A 16,286-nucleotide genomic window follows, 5' to 3' on the forward strand; every position below is an offset into this window, starting at 1 on the left:
CATCAGATCGCGCCGGGGCGTTTGCGACAAACCGTATTCACACGCCCCATAAAACTAACCCGCCGGATGAAGCCCGGCGGGTTTTTTTTAGCAATCAGATTTTACGAACGCACCGACGGCAGTTTTTGCCACCCCGAGACCAGCAAAATAATTAACCCCACCCCGACCACCGGCATCATTCCGACGTTAACGGCATTCCAGCCGGCCCCGACAATCAAGACGCCCGCAGCAAAGGATGCAATCGCCCCCAAAACACCGTTTGCCAGTTCCATCAGGGCCTGGGCATGGCCCCGTTCGGCCAGAGTATGTCCTTCGCCCAGCAAAGTTGTTCCCGCCAATAACATCAAGTTCCACCCCAGCCCCAACAACAAGGAACTCGCCAGGAAATGCCCAAAACCCAGCCCCATCAATGCAGCCCCCGCACTTGTTAACAAAATGACGCCGCCAATAAAGGCAATATTACGGGGACCAAAGCGATCAATCAGCGGCCCGGCGATGAAGGCCGGTAAAAACATCCCAATAAAATGCCAGCGGATAACTTCTGACGACTGGGACACATCAAAGCCGCAAAATTTCATTGCCAGTGGCGTCGCCGTCATGACCAGCACCATTACCCCCTGCCCGATGGCACTTATGGAAACAGCGGCAAATATTTTGGGGCGCATGCACAAATCGCGCATCACCTGCCCGCCATTGGGAATGCGGGCGGGAATATCGCCCTGTGCCACACCGAACAGCAAAATGATCGCACCAACCGCCATCACAATCATGGCCAGATAAGCCCCTAAAAATGGTACCACCAGTGCATCGCGCGACCATACCGCCAATTCCGGTGCCACCAGTGCAGCCAGCACGCCACCACCGGTAACATAGGCCGCCGCCCGGCCCCTGTGGGCAGCTTCAACCGCCTCAAGCGCGACATAACGGTAATAACGTGCTGATGCCTGATAAATGCCAATCGGCACCGCGCCGATGCAGAAAACGGCAAAATCGCCCAAATAAACACCAAGCGATGCAATTACCGCCCCGGCAACACCAAACCAGGCCCCGACCATCAAACCGGCACGCCGCCCGCGCCGCTGCATAAAAATGGACAAGGGCTGAACCCCGCCAAGGTTGCCAAGCACCAGCAAGCCTAACGGTAACGTTGCCAGGCTGGCATAGGGGGCCAGTTGAACACCCACCAGTGATGTCAAGGTGATGCCCACCATCGAACACAACCAATACAAAGCCTGGGCAATAAACAGCAGGCGCACCTGCCCATTGGTCAGTAACAACATGTTGCCAACTTTCAAAAACGGAAATTATGACGAAGAAAAATCGGGCTGGTTAGGTGTTTACCCCGGCAAAACAGCCATGCCGAACCGTTCAGCATAATCCTGCGGACTGATCGACAAATGACGATGAAAGGCCCGCCGCAAGGTTTCAGGATGACCAAATCCGCATAAATGGGCCACCCGGTTGACCGAGATATCGCCACCTTGCAACAGCCCTCGTGCGGCTTCGACCCGAATGCGTTCCACATATCGTGCCGGGGTCAGGCCCAGATCGCGGGTGAAAACCCGTGAAAAAGTGCGCGGCGACATTCCGGCCCGTGCGGCCATCGCGTCCAGCGACAAATCGGCCTGCAAATTGCCCGGCAACCATTCCAGCAAGTCTGCCAATTGTGCCGCCCCACCGATTGTCGGGGTCAAATAGGCGCTAAATTGTGCCTGGCCCCCCGGCCGTTTAAGAAACATCACCAACCGCCGCGCCACCGCCAGGGCAATAGGCCGACCACAATCGCTTTCAAGCAAGGCCAGGGCCAAATCGATCCCGGCTGTCACACCGGCAGATGTAAAGATATGGGCATCGCCATCAAGCCCTTTCGGGTCGTAGGTATGCATCCGGTTTTCCACCAGAGCAATGCGGGGATAAGTGGCGCGCAGTTGATCACAGCGTGACCAATGGGTTGTTGCCACCCGGCCATCGAGCATCCCGGCAGCCGCAAGCACCAACGCCCCGGAACAGACCGAACCGATGCGTGGCACAACATCACTGGCCACCCGAAGCCAGCTAACAACAGCCGCAGCACGACACACCTGATCAATGCCATCCCCACCGGGGATCAGCACAGTATCAATCCCTGCCAGGTCAAGTTCATCACGCGCCCGATCAGCATGGATTCTGATCCCGGATGACGTTTGAACCGGGCCTGATTGCTCGGCAAAAACCAATATGTCGTAAGCGCGCGGCTGACCCTGCCGCGCCAGTTCATCATTGGCCGAAGCAAAAACCTGCAATGGCCCGGTTACGTCCAGGCTCATGACATTGTCAAAAGCATAACAGGCAATTTGGCGCACAGTTTTATGCGGTGATGTTATTGTGGTCATTGGCCAGCCCTTGTGTGGATAAATCTACTTTGCCCGAAAGGCGCCCTGGCAACAATGACAAACACCCCACCAATTTTGCCAAACAGCATTTCATTCCGGGCAGAACCACCTGTTCGGATCGCAAAAACGCCTGTGGCTTTGCAAAACCACAGGCGTTTAAAAAGCACGGTTGATGTTGTGACGGTTGGAGAACCCTAGAATCCGCTGCGTTGCAGCAGGGCATAAAAATCTCGCAGGATTCCTTCTTTTTCGCTGGAATCCTGCAAATCATCAACAAGATGGTCGGTAAAATTGGGCTGCCGCAGATAGCTGACAACGCGTTTTCGTGCCATCATCGCCGATTTACCCTCGATCAAAACGCCGCTGGAACAAAACTTGATCAACATATAGGCCCGCTGACGTAAATGCAGGGCCGGGTTATCGATCCGTTCAATTACCTTTTCACGGGTTAAATAATCGGCAAGGCCGCTATCTAGTTTTTCACTCAGATGATGTTTCAAATCTTCGACAAAGTTCGAATGCACCACTTTTTCATGCATCCGGGTCACAAGCGCCATTTTTTCACGCGGTTTTGCCTGCGGGCCACAAAAAGCACGCAACCCCCGCATATCGCCAACAGTTTTGCGGGTAAGGGCCGTCAATTCCGGTTGAATATTCGCCGCACTTTCATTTTGTGCCACGTCAGACAAAAAGGCCAACCGACGCCACCCCGGCGCAAGACAGCCAACAATTTCCTCGACTCCCTCGCCAAAGGCGCGACTACCACCGACATTGCGTACCCGCGCCCCGCGTTCCACCAGAGCTTCGACCATGGGTTGGCCAAAAACCACGCCATCGGCATTCAACAACCGGTCAAGAATTTGAACCAGCAACTGGGCGTCGTCATCATGACGCGAAAGAGCGTTCGGGCTTTTAAGCTCGCGGGCAATATGATCAAACAGCACAAATTGTGCCTTTGGCAGCAACCTGGCGGAAAAAAGCGGATTTAACAAATCCAGCACATCCTGTGCCGCACCCCGATTTCCGGTTGCCTTGCCCATTGCCAGATCAATATGCAGTAAAACAGCATCGCCAAAGCTGCGTGACGGTCCCAGCAAATCCTTTAACGCGACCGGAGAACCCAGAATATCGGCGACAATATCATCGACCATTGCGCGCGCATGATTGTCTTTGGCGTCGCCTTTAACTTTCATGGCAAAATCAAGTTTGCCAATCCAGCTGCGCGACGACGACAATTCACGCGTTAGCGCCACCATCGTTAAAAAGTCAGTATCTTCTGCCAGTCTCAGGCTTTGAATTTCACGGCGAACTTCGGCAATTGTCGCATCTTCAAACTGTGGTAAATCGTATTTTTCAACCTGGCGCGCCCGTGCTGCCAGGGTATCGATTGCGCGATGCAGTTTGTTGGATGCTTCGATATGGTTGCCTTCTGTCGTGCGCGAATGGATGGTCGCGACCCTGTCCACGGCACTTGGCAACAATGTGTCGTGATACATCAATTTGCGCAGATTTTTAAAATTGTACATCACCTCGGTCGGGGTCAGTACTTCCTGTTCAAAATATTTGCGCAACAAACGATTGATGGTCGCACGGCTTTCAACACCCAGCAAATCCTCGTCGGTTTCGCACAGGGCCGCATCCTCTATCGCGGTTACCCGAACAGGATCTTTATCAGCCTCGCCAGATCCTTCTTTTTCAAAAAGAACCTTTTCAATATGCCGCCCATCCTCGCGTTCCCAGTCCCGAATAACGCGAACGGCGGAGACTTTGCCACGCAAAACATTTTCCGCTTCGACCGTGGCTTCTTTATCTGTGTTATATGTGGCGTGGATGATCCATCGATCACCGCGCCTGACACGCACTTCGTACGTATAGGCTGTTGTCGCAAGCATGATGCAACCTGGCTCCCCAAAACTACCTGTATCGGCGAATAACCGCGGAAAGCAGCAGCTGCATGTCCCAAAACAAGGGTATTTCCCCTCTTATACTTAAAATTAGTACAAGATGAAAAAAAACACAATATGTCATCGTCAAAGTTGAGTGTTCAACGTGATCAAACAACACTCAACAGATATTTTCAATTTTGAGCTGCATTAACATAAGTGCACGAGATGGCCTCGTCGCATCAGGTCTCCACAAGCTATTCTTATGGAGACCTGATTATGCAACGTCCCTGTCCCTGCCCGGGTTACATATCGTAGCGCAAGCGTATTACGGCGGCATGACCGGTATAGGACTGGCGCAATTCCAGTTCATACCCGGCATCAACAGTTACATTTCCGGTATGATAGCCAACACCAACCCCGGTCGAGGATGAGAAACGGTCCGGCTTGATGCCGTCCGTCTCAAAGGCAGCACCACCACCGACCAGCGATGATTTTACATGCTGGCGATCCGACACCGCGTCGTACGAGAACATTTCTGAAAACTGCAATGATAAACGCCCGGTTTCAAGTTCCTGAAACGGCAACGCAAAACGGGCCCCGATACCAGGCGTTAAGGTGTCATAGCTTTGGCTTGCGACAGAACGCGACACAGCACCGGCACCGGTTTCGGTATAGCCTTCAATGTTGGTGTGGGCATATTGCAATGAGGCCACGGGTGTTAACGTTCCGGCATCAAACTGAAACGATTTGCCAAGAACAATTTTGCCAAATCCCTGCCAGCCGGAATAATCGGCATTTGCCGTGCGGCTCAGGGCCGACAATTCACGCGAACTATCATAGTCATTGCGGGCAACACCCACAATCCCCTCGACAAAGACGGTCTCAAAACTGTGACTGCCATAGGCCGAAAGCTGGTAACTGCTGATATCGCTGCGATCAGATGACTGCGCACCCCGACCGCGCACGAAACTGCGTGAAAACGTTGCCGCCACACCGGCAACCGTTTGTTCGCCGACCATCATATCGCCGCCAACGGCAAACCCGGCACCGTGGCTGCGCGAGCCTGCGCTGCCACCCCGGGCATCCTGCTGGCCGTTGGTGCCAAATCCCTGCATCCAGACACCACTATTGGATGGCGCACCGCTATTCATAATACCAAGCGAAGGCTGTGCATCGCTGAGAGTGGCGCGATAAGATACCGCATCATTGAAGGCAAGGGTGGCAACAGCACCCGCCTGCGCCCCCTGCCCAACGCGTAAAGACGACATCCGGCCCTCAATCGTGTTCGACACAGCCCCCAGCGTTGCGGTTGTCGCCTGAAACGTCCCGGCAGACGGTGCCGGCGCAATTTCATCAATCGCCGAGCGGAGTTCATCCTTTGATGAAAGCCCTTGCAGCAGCCCGACTACCGACGCCATGTCGCCATTTGCAGACGACGCCAGGCTTTGCAGTACCGTTCCGCCAACCGTCGGACCGGCAACATCAGAAATTGATTTTTGGGATGCAGTCAGCACCAGATCATTGCCATCTTTACCAAGAGTCCAGCTCAGCAAAGGAGAGGATTGATCCAGTTTCAACTCGTTAATATCGGTAGTCAGGCTTGATGACGACACAACGGTATATGTGGCACCATCCTTGATATATCCGGTCGATTTGGGACGGAAAGTGGCACCATCTGCCAGCGAAGCCGTACCCGTCACCTGAACCTGATCGGATTTTTGTGCCGTACCGTTAACCCCGATTTCCAGAACAGAACTTGCTCCCTGGCTATAATTGCCGGAAACGACAATATTGCGAATGGCCCCATTTTCCGCGACCTTCAATGTCCCGTTATTGGTCAGCGCCCCGGTGGTAAATTCCTTGTTGGCTTGTAAAGAAGCCCCGGAATCGATGGTAACTGACGTCGTTGCCTCAAAGGCACCACGCACCACAACAGTGCCGCCATATATATGTGATGTCTCAAATCCGGAAATATTATCGTCGAAGGTAAACAGACCTGAGCCGGTTTTAAAGAAATCAATGCTGTCCGTTCCAGCCCCGCCAATAATATCGCCGCCCGAAATCGTACCGCCATTGATCGTCACGGAATCATTGCCCGCGCCCATATCAATGGCAAATGTCGAACCGGTACCAGCCTTGATCACACCGCTATTGACCAGCGTATCGCCCCAATCCCCAACCAGTTTCACGGCAAAAAGGTTTTGACCCTCGATTGTTCCGGCATTATCGATGGTGGTCGCAGCAATGGCAGAACCATCATTGCCATCGTCAATCTGGATCCCCGAATGAAAACCGCGGATAATAGCGTCGGCATGGTTAACGATTGTTCCGCCGCCCGCCGCAATACCTTCTGAATGATTGTCCTGGTTACCTTTTTTACCGGTGGCACCAGTACCTTCAATCAGGCCATAGTTTTCAATGTCGGCATTCTGGTCAATGTCAACGCCGTCACCGTCAACCCCGTAATCTTCAGGATGATTTATCTTGTCGTCAGGATCCCCCATATACTGACCATCCCACGCACCGGTAATGGTGCCATAGTTGATAACCTTGCCATTATCATCCATCCCAACACCGGACCCGGCCCGGCCAATAATGGTGGCCCCTTTTTCATTGGTCACGGTAACGGTTTGGGTCGTGGTAAAATTCTTCCCATCCCCGCCCGAAACACCGTGCTTACCGCCGCTGATCAGCCCGCCTGCATGGTTAACGATCACGGAATTGGTATTGTCCTCTTTGCCTGTATCAATCCCGTGCCCGTCTCCAATCGTTTGTGACAGGATGGTTCCGTAATTATCGACCCGAGAGGCAACACCGGTTTTGACAGCATCGTCACCACCAGATGTCGATATAACCCCACCAGCGCGGTTGGTCAGGGTAATGCCATGACTGTCGGCCAAATCAAGCGCCTGCCCGCCGCCAGAGGTAATCGTGCCTGAATTGTCGATGGTAATTGCACTGCCGTCTTTATTTTCACCAAACTGAACAGCATCACCGGCAGTTGACTTAATCACGGCCCCCGCCCGATTAACCAGCTCGATTGTCCGAACCTTCTTTTTTGCATCGTCGGCACGGATCGCACGCTTGTCAGATGACTGAATGGTGCCGAAGTTATCAATCTTTACCCCGGTCGCATCTTCATCTTTATCAAACAAAATTGCTTCAGCTGCTGTCGATAAAACTGCACCTGTACCAATTGTGATCTGATCACTGCCCGACACAGTCCGTTCAGACGTGTCCGTCGAGTTTGCTGGAATATTTATATCAGCAGCAATCGCCAAAACCGGCGCGGCAACACTCAACAAACCACCAAGTGCCACACAATTTAAAAGACTGAACTTCTTCATTTTCCCCCACACCCCATCAAAATATTGATAAGGCACGGCATAGCACTGTCTAACTGGAACGCAGGTTACTGTTCCGTTAAACCATTATTACACAAGGGAATTTCTATTTTTTGTCGAGAAAAAAAATGAATACATCCTATCCGTGTGGCGAGAAAGCAAGCGAAATTTCAGTCGCCAGCTTTCCCAATAACTGGCTCATTGCAGCAACAATATCTGCACTGTCTGCCGATGCTGGCTTTATCCGCTGATCAAACTGGTTCGACATCACAATTTGGCCGCTGGTAAAATCGACAATCTGCCATTGAGCATTTAATCGAACCGTCCGGTCAGGTTGTGCTTCAAAATTGGCAACATCGACAGTAATTTGCCAGTTCACCCCGTCCCGGCTGTTCCACGGGAAGGCTTCTATTCGCCGGGGCGACAAGCGGTCCTGCAAATCCTGCATCAAAACGCGCCGGGTTGTTTCCGCAAGCGGTTCGGCCCATTTGTCGTTTTCACGTAAATAAAGCTCGTTCGGGCCCGTGCGCAAAACAAGTTGCGACCGGTCAAGATGAGACGGAAACGAAATGGGCCCAACCCCCAAAACGGCCTTGACCACACCTGACGGCACCTGATTTTGCGAAGCAACATGTGACAGAACAAAATAACGCGCTTGCGGAACCGTACAGGCCGTCAATGCCAAGGTGCTGCTAATAACGGCAATCACAGCCGCACTTTTAAGGTGCCATCGGGCGGCTGCAAACCGGGAAGAACCAACGCCAGAACGGGTTTCAACGAAACGAGATTCGATGGACATTTCTTATTCCTCCCGATTACCCGATTTGCCCAAAATCAGGGCGTTGGGATTTTGTTCAAGATAATCCGTCAAGGTTCGCAGCGAGCGCGCGGCGGTTGCAATTTCCTTAAGCGATTCTTCAAGGTTATAGCGCACTGGCGAATTAGGTGCCGTCATATCACGAAGGCTGGTCATGGTTTTAGCCGCTTCATCAAGTGCTTCGCGCGTTGCTGGCAGAACGCTGGTATCAAGATGCGACACCAACTGGTTAATCCCGTTGCTGGCTTCCTGAATGCTTTCCATACTTTTTTTCAATTCAGGCGACGTCACAAGGTTTTCCATACCTTCGACCGTTCCCAGAACCCTTATGCCAATTTGTTCAATCGGAATGGTCTCAATCTTGGCCAGCAAGGATTGAAGGGAATCTGTAATTTCGTCGATCTGGTTGGGCAGGGTTGGCAGTTCTTCGAGGTTACCCGTTTCATCGCCCAGATAACGGGCAGGTGCCAGCGGATACATATCAAGATCCACATAAAGCTGACCGGTCAGAAAGCTGCTGGTTTTCAGGCGCGCGCGCAACCCGTGCTCTACAAGTTGCGACAATACCTGTTTATAGTCTTCTGCGGTTTGCGGTTTTTCACCAACAGTCCGAATACGTTCAGGTTCAACCGTGATTTGCACGGGTGCGCGAAACAGGCCCTTGTCTCGCAAATATTCCAGATTGACACTATCAACCGTCCCCACCTGGATACCGCGGAACTCGACCGGCGCGTCGGCAGACAATCCACGAATTGATCCGTCAAAATACAGCAAAAATTTCTGGGTAATGCCCTGCATCAGGCTTTCGGCCTGTTTGCGGTCTTTATACAGGTTGAAAACCGTATTCGATTTGGCGGGATCGGCATTTTCATTGCCGTCGGGCGTCATAAAATTAATGCCACCTTGAATAACCGACTGGATCGATTGTGCCCGAACCGAAATTCCCTGAGCATTCAAATCGACACTAACACCACTGGAATCCCAAAAACGACTGTCATTTTTTACCTGCTTGTCGTAAGGCGACTTGATGTAAAACGGGATCGACACCTTATTGCCCGATGCATCGAGCGATGCATCAAGCACCTCGCCCACAGCAACACCATGCAGCAAAACAGGTGTTCCCGACGCGATGGACCCAACCTCATCGGTCGTTAGGATAAAGCGCGTGCCTTCGCTGCCATCCGATACAAGCTGTGGTTCTTCCAGGCCGACAAATTCAGTCGCCGGTTTGCCGTTTTCATTGGGGACAATTTCGATATACGCCCCGCTTACAATGGTTTCGAGGCCCGATATACCGCGAGGAGAAACCCGTGGCCGCACCACCCAAAACCTGGTTTTATCGGTCAGATACTGTTCAACATCCGCATTCATTTGCAATGTCAGAATTACTTTGCTGAAATCATCAGACAGATCAATTTTCTTGACCGACCCCACATCGACATCACGATAACGCACCGCAGTCTTGCCTTCGCTCAACCCGTCGGCTGACTGAAACGTCACCGTAATTTCCGGTCCTTTGGACGATATTTCCCGCCAGATCAACCAGCCACCGATGACAACGGCAACAAGGGGCACCAGCCATATCAGCGACAAGCTCTGCAAACCGCGCCGGACTGCCGGTTTTTGCGGTTCTGGCTGTGACGCATTCTGGTTATCGTCGCTCATGATAGCGTCCCTTGTTTTATTTTCGCTGTCGCACGATCCCAAATAAGGCGCGGATCAAACGCCATAGCCGAAAGCATTGTTAAAATAACCACGGCACAAAATGCCACGGCCCCAAATCCAGGCACAACGGTAGCAATATTACCCAATTTCACCAAGGCTGCCAAAATCGATACCATAAACACATCAATCATGGACCAGCGCCCGACCAGTTCGGTAACACGATAAATTCGCGTCCGCTGGCGCAATGGGCCAGCCATGCCCATGCCCGTCGTTATGTAAACCCAGGCCAGAACAACAAGTTTAAACACCGGCACCACGATACTGGCACAAAACACCACCATGGCCAGCGGCCATTGCCCCGCCTCGATCAAGGCGCTTACCCCGGAAATAATGGTATCGGCGTCGGTACGGCCCAGCGACGTCATACTCATAATGGGGAATACATTTGCCGGAATATAAAAAATGGCGGCACTGATCAGCAATGCCCATGCCCGCGACAAACTGGCAGGTTTGCGATGATGAACAGTCGCCCCGCAGCAAGGGCAAATTGCAGGGTCGTGCTGCGCGACATTGCCGGTCAGCACAAAAGCACACACTTCGCAGGTTATCCAGCGATCCTGCCGCTGTGTAGGGCCGGAAATATCGTCGGTGGTGGGGTATTTCAAACCTGGCGGGGCCAATCGGAGCCAAATCTCGCGCGGGTCCAACTGCGCGCTCATCAACAGAGACATCGGGATCAGAATGCAAACCGCATAAAATGACGGCCCGGCAATAACATCGGCAAAGTCATTGAGCTTGGTCAGGGCCACCAGCAACCCGATTAAAAATACATCAAGCATCGACCAGGGCCGAACAACGGCCAAGACCCGCCAAACCTTGCGGATGGCAGGAAAAACAACCCCGAACCTTAAAGGCAGCAAAACATAGATATAGGCCAAAATCAGCAAAAGCGGGGCCAGAATAGAGGTCAGCCCGACCATGAAGGCCAAAAACCAGAACCCTTCATTCCAGAACGTCAACACACCAGACATCAGCGTATTGCTTTCGCTACGTCCTTCCATGCTGAATTGCAAAATCGGGAATGAATTGGCAATGACAAACAAAATCAGGGCGGTAAAAGCAAAGGCCAGCGACCGTTCAATGCTGTTATTCTGACTTTGATACAGGGGCGATCCACAACGCACGCAACGGGCCACATGGCCCGGCGGAATTTCTTCTTCGGTATGGAGGTAATCGCAATGATCACAGGCAACCAACCGGCGCGACATATAAGATATACTCTCTGCTGTAAAAAGAAATACCGGTCATCTCTGATGAACCGACAAAGTAAGAAGCAAAACCCACCTTCTGTCAAATAGTGTCAGCAGGCATCCGATTTGGGCAAGTAGATAGGTTTATTGACGTTTTTCCATCTTGCTCGCGTTTTTTCCGACCGGTGGCAAAAACTGCCGTGCTTCATCGCGCACGATGTCATTAACGCGCGATAATAAACGACTTTCCATATTCCAGTGATGCCAAAATAACGGCCTTTCAATAACATGGCGACACGGCTGCACCAGGCGCCCCGCCGCCAGCCCCGGCGCGGCCTGGTGTTCCTCAACCACAGCATAGGCAATGCCCTGTTCGGCCATGGTTACAAATCCCTGCGAACTGGGCATGGTGTGGGCCGGAAACTCGCCCGGATTGATCGCAAAAAAGCGATGCAAAAACTGGTTTTGCAATTCATCATGTTCGGAAAAATTAACCGCCGGGCACCGGCGCAGGGCGTCGCTATCCACCCCTTGCGGAAAATATTTATCGGCAAATTCCGGTGATACAACCATGATATAGCGCATGGAGCCCAACGGGCGCACCTTACATCCCTGCACCGGAATTTCGCGCGTACTCACCGCGCCTAAAACCCGTCCACTTTGCAAGGATTGATGGGTTATCACCTCATCCTCTACCTTTAAATCAATCAGCAAGCCCAATTCATTAAACAGTTTTTGGGGGACATTGACAAACCATGTCGCCAGGCTGTCGGCATTAACGGATAACGCGATATGGCCAAAACCGGTGCCCTCAACCAGATCAGGAACATCATCGCGCAGTTCCTGTTCTAACAGGCGCACCCGCTGATAATGCTGCAACAACCGTGCACCTGGCTGAGTGGCCGCAATGGGTTTTGTCCGCATAATCACGGGCTGACCAATGCGATCTTCCAGCAGTTTTACCCGCTGCGATATTGCTGATTGCGTTAGTCCAAGGGCCCGCGCCGCTTTTTCAAAACTGCCATGGCGGATCACCTCGGCACAGGCTTCAAGCAGTTTGTAATCGATCATGATCAGTATCAATTTTCCTTATGAACCATCAGTATAATTCGATTTTCTTATTTTCCAAACTTGTTATGACCATGGCTGCACCTTGCATCTTTCAACATAACGGACATCAAACATGTTTCTGACCTTTGCAACCGGATTTGGATTAAGTGGCGGGCTGATCCTTGCCATTGGTGCCCAGAACGCCTTTGTTCTGGGACAGGGCCTTCGCCGCCAGTATCCTGCGATGGTGGCTTTGATCTGTGCTTTGTGTGATGCGATTCTGATTGTTGCCGGTGTCGCCGGGCTGGGCACATTGGTCGCCCGTTATCCGTTGCTGACACAAATTGCGGCCTGGGGCGGCGGGGCCTTTTTGATCTGGTATGGTCTTGGCGCATTTTGTCGTCTGTTTCAAACCGAAACCCTGTCTGAAACGAACCTCAAAACCCATGGCTGGAAAGCCGTGCTATCCACCACTCTGGCGGTTACCCTGCTAAACCCGCATGTGTATCTTGATACTGTGGTGATGCTGGGCGGCATTGGCGGCCAGTTCCCGGCAGATGAACGCCTGTTTTTCGCGCTTGGGGCCGTTAGCGCCAGCTTCGTATGGTTTTTTGGCATTGCCCTGGGGGCAGCATGGCTGGCCCCCTATGTCGCCCGCCCCATCACCTGGAAAATCATTGATGCCACAACGGCGTGTGTGGTGTGGCTGATCGCGTGGCATCTGCTTGCCCCGGAAATCAGCCGTTTGTTGGCCTAACCTTTCGCATCGCACATCAAATGCCGGGATTAAACGGGTAACGCCCCTGGCGGCCTTAGCGCCCCATGGCATCCTTGAAATGGCGGCGGCAAACCGGAAGATACCGGTCATTGCCGCCAATTTCGACCTGCGCGCCTTCGCGTACCGGGTCGCCATTTTCATCAATGCGAATCACCATGCCCGCCTTGCGCCCGCAATGGCAGATTGTTTTAAGTTCGTTTAGCTTGTCCGACCAGGCCAACAACCATTTTGACCCTTCAAACAAATCGCCCTGAAAATCGGTGCGAATGCCATAGCACAACACAGGCACGCCCAGCTTGTCGGCAACGTCTGACAATTGCCAGACCTGATCCTTGGTCAGAAACTGCGCTTCATCGAGCAGCAAGCAATCGACCACGCGCGTTTCCAGCTCAGCTTTGACCAGATCAAACAGGTTTGTTGCGCCATCAAATAATGTTGCGGGGGCTTGCAAACCAATGCGCGATGCAATTTTCCCTGCACCGAACCGGTCATCCAAAGCAGCGGTCAACAACATGGTTTGCATGCCGCGTTCAATATAATTGAAGCTGGACTGCAACAAGGTCGTCGATTTACCGGCATTCATCGACGAATAATAAAAAAACAGCTTGGCCATTCATTCCCCCTGCCCTGAACTTTATGCGACATAGCCGATTAGCCGATACCAATCAAGTTTGCACGCCCATAATCAACATGAACCTGACTGGCACAACCCGATCATCCCCCTTATGTAACAGTCAGAAATCATGCCAAGGAGTTTAGGCAATGCGCATTTTAATGATCATGACCTCGCACGATAAAATGGGAAATACCGGCCATAAAACCGGCATCTGGCTGGAAGAATTTGCCGCCCCCTATTACCGTTTCATTGATGGTGGTGCGACGGTAACATTGGCATCACCCAAAGGGGGACAGCCCCCGATTGACCCCAACAGCCAAACCGACGACGCCCTGACCGACGCCACCAAACGCTTTGACGGCGATAAAGCAGCACAACAGGCCTTTGCTTCAACCGTTCCGCTTCAGGGCCTTAAAGCCGATGATTTTGATGCGCTGTTCTTCCCCGGTGGCCACGGCCCGCTGTGGGATCTGGCAACAAACACGCATTCTATCGCCTTAATCGAGGCGTTTGTGGCGCAAAACAAACCGGTTGGTGCCGTTTGCCATGGCCCGGCGGCATTAATCAATGCCAAGGATACCAATGGCGTTGCCCTGGTCAAGGGTAAGGAAGTGACCGGTTTTACCGATGACGAAGAAAAAGCTGTCGGGCTGGAAGCCGTTGTTCCCTTATCGATCGAACAGGAATTTAAAAAAGCTGGCGGCATATATAAAAAAGGCGCCAACTGGGCCCCGTTTGCGGTTACCGATGGTAAACTTGTAACCGGTCAGAACCCGGCATCGAGCGAACTTGCCGCCGACGCAACGATGAAACTGCTGGCATCCTGAAAATGGCTTGACCTTCCATCCACCGGAAGGTGCAAACTAGCCCCAATCAAACAGATGGAGGATTGCCATGCTGAAACTTAAAGTCGAAGAAATGAGCTGCGGCCATTGCGTGAAGGCCGTTACCGAAGCCGCCAACACGGTGGCCGATGTTGATGCAGTTGAAGTTGACCTTGCAGGGGGGCTGGTAACTATTACAGGCAGCGCAGACAGTGCAGCGGTGATTGCCGCCCTTGACGAAGCCGGATACCCGGCCAGCAAAATCGCCTGATCCAAACGGCACATAGATAAAGACAAGCACCAAAGGCCGCGAAAATCACGGCCTTTGGTGTGACAGATACCATATTCGTCAAGAACAGATCACCCGTTCTCGGGCTTTGGGCGGCCTTCGTCAAGATTTGGCAAAAACGCCGCCAGAAAACCAATCGCCGGTAAAACGGCACAGACTTTGTAAACAAAATAGATACTGGTCCAGTCGGCCAATACCCCCAACAAGGCAGCACCAATACCTCCCATGCCAAAGGCCAGGCCAAAAAACAGGCCCGAAATCATGCCAACACGGCCCGGCACCAGTTCCTGTGCATACACAACAATGGCCGAAAATGCCGATGATAAAACCAGACCGATAATAACGCTTAGCACGATGGTGGCCCCCAAACCGGCATGGGGCAATATCAGGGCAAAAGGCAAGGTTCCGGCAATGGATACCCAGATTACCTTTTTTCGACCAATGCGATCGCCTATCGGCCCGCCAATCAGGGTTCCGGCGGCAACAGCAGCTAAAAATACAAACAGAAAAATCTGCGATTGCTGTTCGGGCAGTGAAAACCGTTGCATTAAATAAAAGATGTAGAAACTGGTGAAACTGGCCAGATAAAACCATTTTGACAGCATCAAACAAAACAGCACGGTCAAAGCCCGCGACACCTGCGCACCGGTTAAATGCGCATGAACAACCTTGGCCCGTTTTACGGGCGGTTTGGCATGGCCCTGGTTTTTATACCAGTTGCCCAGCCCCACCATAATCACCATGCCCACCAATGCGGCCAACGCAAACCAGGCCAGGCTTTTTTGCCCGTTGGGCAGCACAATGAACGCCACCAAAAGCGGGCCAATGGCCGACCCGACATTGCCGCCCACCTGAAAAATCGACTGCGCCAAACCATGTGCCCCGCCCGATGCCAACCGCGCCAAACGCGATGATTCCGGGTGAAACACCGACGACCCCATCCCCAAAAGCGCACTGCCACACAAAAGCAGGGAAAAATTACTGGCATAGGCCAAAACCAGCAATCCCAACAACGACACTCCCATCCCAAATGACAACGAATAGGGTTTGGGATTGCGGTCAGTATAACTGCCCACCAAAGGCTGAAGCACAGAAGCCGTCACCTGATAGGTCAGGGTCAGAAAACCAAGCTGGGCATAACCAAGGTCAAACCCGCCTTTGAAAATGGGATATGCCGCCGTAAAAAGCGACTGGATCATATCGTTTAATAAATGACAAAAACTGGCCGCCCCCAAAACGGAATAGGCCGTGGTCGCCGGTTTGGGCATCGCGGCAATGGCATCGCTCATCATTAAAATCCCTGAACACGCAGTTAAACGCGCAACATCACGCTTGCCGCATATTTTAAAGGATGGACGATGGCCCGCCACCCGATTAGGGTCATTCTATTATGCA

13 protein-coding genes are annotated in these 16,286 nt (G+C 52.4%); 3 read left to right on the forward strand and 10 right to left on the reverse strand.

Annotation, left to right across the window (positions count from 1 at the left end):
- Nucleotides 1-101: 101 nt before the first annotated feature.
- The 8 genes from AAC086_RS01125 to AAC086_RS01160 form a co-directional block, all read right to left on the reverse strand.
- Nucleotides 102-1,280 carry an MFS transporter gene (locus AAC086_RS01125; RefSeq protein WP_339774286.1) on the reverse strand — a complete coding sequence of 393 codons (1,179 nt, stop codon included), beginning with the start codon at nucleotides 1,278-1,280 and terminating at the stop codon, nucleotides 102-104.
- 57 nt (nucleotides 1,281-1,337) lie between these two features.
- A complete protein-coding gene (locus AAC086_RS01130) occupies nucleotides 1,338-2,372 on the reverse strand; it encodes a GlxA family transcriptional regulator (RefSeq protein ID WP_339774288.1) in 1,035 nt (344 codons plus the stop codon).
- 194 nt (nucleotides 2,373-2,566) lie between these two features.
- Nucleotides 2,567-4,264: a hypothetical protein gene (locus tag AAC086_RS01135; RefSeq protein WP_339774290.1), complete on the reverse strand. Its 1,698-nt coding sequence runs from the start codon at nucleotides 4,262-4,264 to the stop codon at nucleotides 2,567-2,569.
- 296 nt (nucleotides 4,265-4,560) lie between these two features.
- A complete protein-coding gene (locus tag AAC086_RS01140; RefSeq protein ID WP_339774292.1) occupies nucleotides 4,561-7,605 on the reverse strand; it encodes an autotransporter domain-containing protein in 3,045 nt (1,014 codons plus the stop codon).
- A 136-nt stretch (nucleotides 7,606-7,741) separates the two neighbouring features.
- Nucleotides 7,742-8,401 (reverse strand): PqiC family protein, encoded by a 660-nt coding sequence (locus tag AAC086_RS01145; protein ID WP_339774294.1) that lies wholly within the window; start codon nucleotides 8,399-8,401, stop codon nucleotides 7,742-7,744.
- 3 nt (nucleotides 8,402-8,404) lie between these two features.
- Nucleotides 8,405-10,084, reverse strand: coding sequence for an MlaD family protein (locus AAC086_RS01150; RefSeq protein WP_339774296.1), 1,680 nt, complete (start codon nucleotides 10,082-10,084; stop codon nucleotides 8,405-8,407).
- Nucleotides 10,081-11,352, reverse strand: coding sequence for a paraquat-inducible protein A (locus AAC086_RS01155; RefSeq protein ID WP_339774298.1), 1,272 nt, complete (start codon nucleotides 11,350-11,352; stop codon nucleotides 10,081-10,083). Before AAC086_RS01155 ends, AAC086_RS01150 begins: the two co-directional genes overlap by 4 nt.
- A 126-nt stretch (nucleotides 11,353-11,478) precedes the next feature.
- Nucleotides 11,479-12,405: a LysR family transcriptional regulator ArgP gene (locus AAC086_RS01160; RefSeq protein WP_339774300.1), complete on the reverse strand. Its 927-nt coding sequence runs from the start codon at nucleotides 12,403-12,405 to the stop codon at nucleotides 11,479-11,481.
- Between the two features lie 112 nt (nucleotides 12,406-12,517).
- On the opposite strand from AAC086_RS01160, the gene AAC086_RS01165 reads away from it, so the two are divergent.
- Entirely contained in the window at nucleotides 12,518-13,141 is a 624-nt protein-coding gene (locus tag AAC086_RS01165; protein ID WP_339774302.1) for a LysE/ArgO family amino acid transporter, read from the forward strand.
- A 55-nt stretch (nucleotides 13,142-13,196) separates the two neighbouring features.
- On the opposite strand, the gene AAC086_RS01170 is transcribed toward AAC086_RS01165, so the two are convergent.
- On the reverse strand, nucleotides 13,197-13,775 hold the full coding sequence (locus AAC086_RS01170; RefSeq protein WP_339774304.1) for a thymidine kinase: 579 nt from the start codon (nucleotides 13,773-13,775) through the stop codon (nucleotides 13,197-13,199).
- Between the two features lie 149 nt (nucleotides 13,776-13,924).
- Between AAC086_RS01170 and AAC086_RS01175 the strand changes: the two genes are divergently transcribed.
- Nucleotides 13,925-14,605, forward strand: coding sequence for a type 1 glutamine amidotransferase domain-containing protein (locus tag AAC086_RS01175; RefSeq protein ID WP_339774305.1), 681 nt, complete (start codon nucleotides 13,925-13,927; stop codon nucleotides 14,603-14,605).
- 67 nt (nucleotides 14,606-14,672) lie between these two features.
- Nucleotides 14,673-14,873 carry a heavy-metal-associated domain-containing protein gene (locus AAC086_RS01180; RefSeq protein ID WP_339774306.1) on the forward strand — a complete coding sequence of 67 codons (201 nt, stop codon included), beginning with the start codon at nucleotides 14,673-14,675 and terminating at the stop codon, nucleotides 14,871-14,873.
- Nucleotides 14,874-14,962: 89 nt separating this feature from the next.
- On the opposite strand, the gene AAC086_RS01185 is transcribed toward AAC086_RS01180, so the two are convergent.
- The gene (locus AAC086_RS01185; RefSeq protein WP_339774308.1) at nucleotides 14,963-16,183 is read right to left on the reverse strand and encodes an MFS transporter; all 1,221 of its coding nucleotides are present in this window, start codon (nucleotides 16,181-16,183) and stop codon (nucleotides 14,963-14,965) included.
- Nucleotides 16,184-16,286: the final 103 nt, after the last annotated feature.

This window comes from uncultured Thalassospira sp., assembly GCF_963976115.1.
GTDB lineage: Bacteria > Pseudomonadota > Alphaproteobacteria > Rhodospirillales > Thalassospiraceae > Thalassospira.

Coding starts and splice junctions, on each gene's coding strand:
- AAC086_RS01125 (WP_339774286.1), bottom strand. CDS start 1,280: ATGTTGTTACTGACCAATGGGCAGGTGCGCCTGCTGTTTATTGCCCAG.
- AAC086_RS01130 (WP_339774288.1), bottom strand. CDS start 2,372: ATGACCACAATAACATCACCGCATAAAACTGTGCGCCAAATTGCCTGT.
- AAC086_RS01135 (WP_339774290.1), bottom strand. CDS start 4,264: ATGCTTGCGACAACAGCCTATACGTACGAAGTGCGTGTCAGGCGCGGT.
- AAC086_RS01140 (WP_339774292.1), bottom strand. CDS start 7,605: ATGAAGAAGTTCAGTCTTTTAAATTGTGTGGCACTTGGTGGTTTGTTG.
- AAC086_RS01145 (WP_339774294.1), bottom strand. CDS start 8,401: ATGTCCATCGAATCTCGTTTCGTTGAAACCCGTTCTGGCGTTGGTTCT.
- AAC086_RS01150 (WP_339774296.1), bottom strand. CDS start 10,084: ATGAGCGACGATAACCAGAATGCGTCACAGCCAGAACCGCAAAAACCG.
- AAC086_RS01155 (WP_339774298.1), bottom strand. CDS start 11,352: ATGTCGCGCCGGTTGGTTGCCTGTGATCATTGCGATTACCTCCATACC.
- AAC086_RS01160 (WP_339774300.1), bottom strand. CDS start 12,405: ATGATCGATTACAAACTGCTTGAAGCCTGTGCCGAGGTGATCCGCCAT.
- AAC086_RS01165 (WP_339774302.1), top strand. CDS start 12,518: ATGTTTCTGACCTTTGCAACCGGATTTGGATTAAGTGGCGGGCTGATC.
- AAC086_RS01170 (WP_339774304.1), bottom strand. CDS start 13,775: ATGGCCAAGCTGTTTTTTTATTATTCGTCGATGAATGCCGGTAAATCG.
- AAC086_RS01175 (WP_339774305.1), top strand. CDS start 13,925: ATGCGCATTTTAATGATCATGACCTCGCACGATAAAATGGGAAATACC.
- AAC086_RS01180 (WP_339774306.1), top strand. CDS start 14,673: ATGCTGAAACTTAAAGTCGAAGAAATGAGCTGCGGCCATTGCGTGAAG.
- AAC086_RS01185 (WP_339774308.1), bottom strand. CDS start 16,183: ATGATGAGCGATGCCATTGCCGCGATGCCCAAACCGGCGACCACGGCC.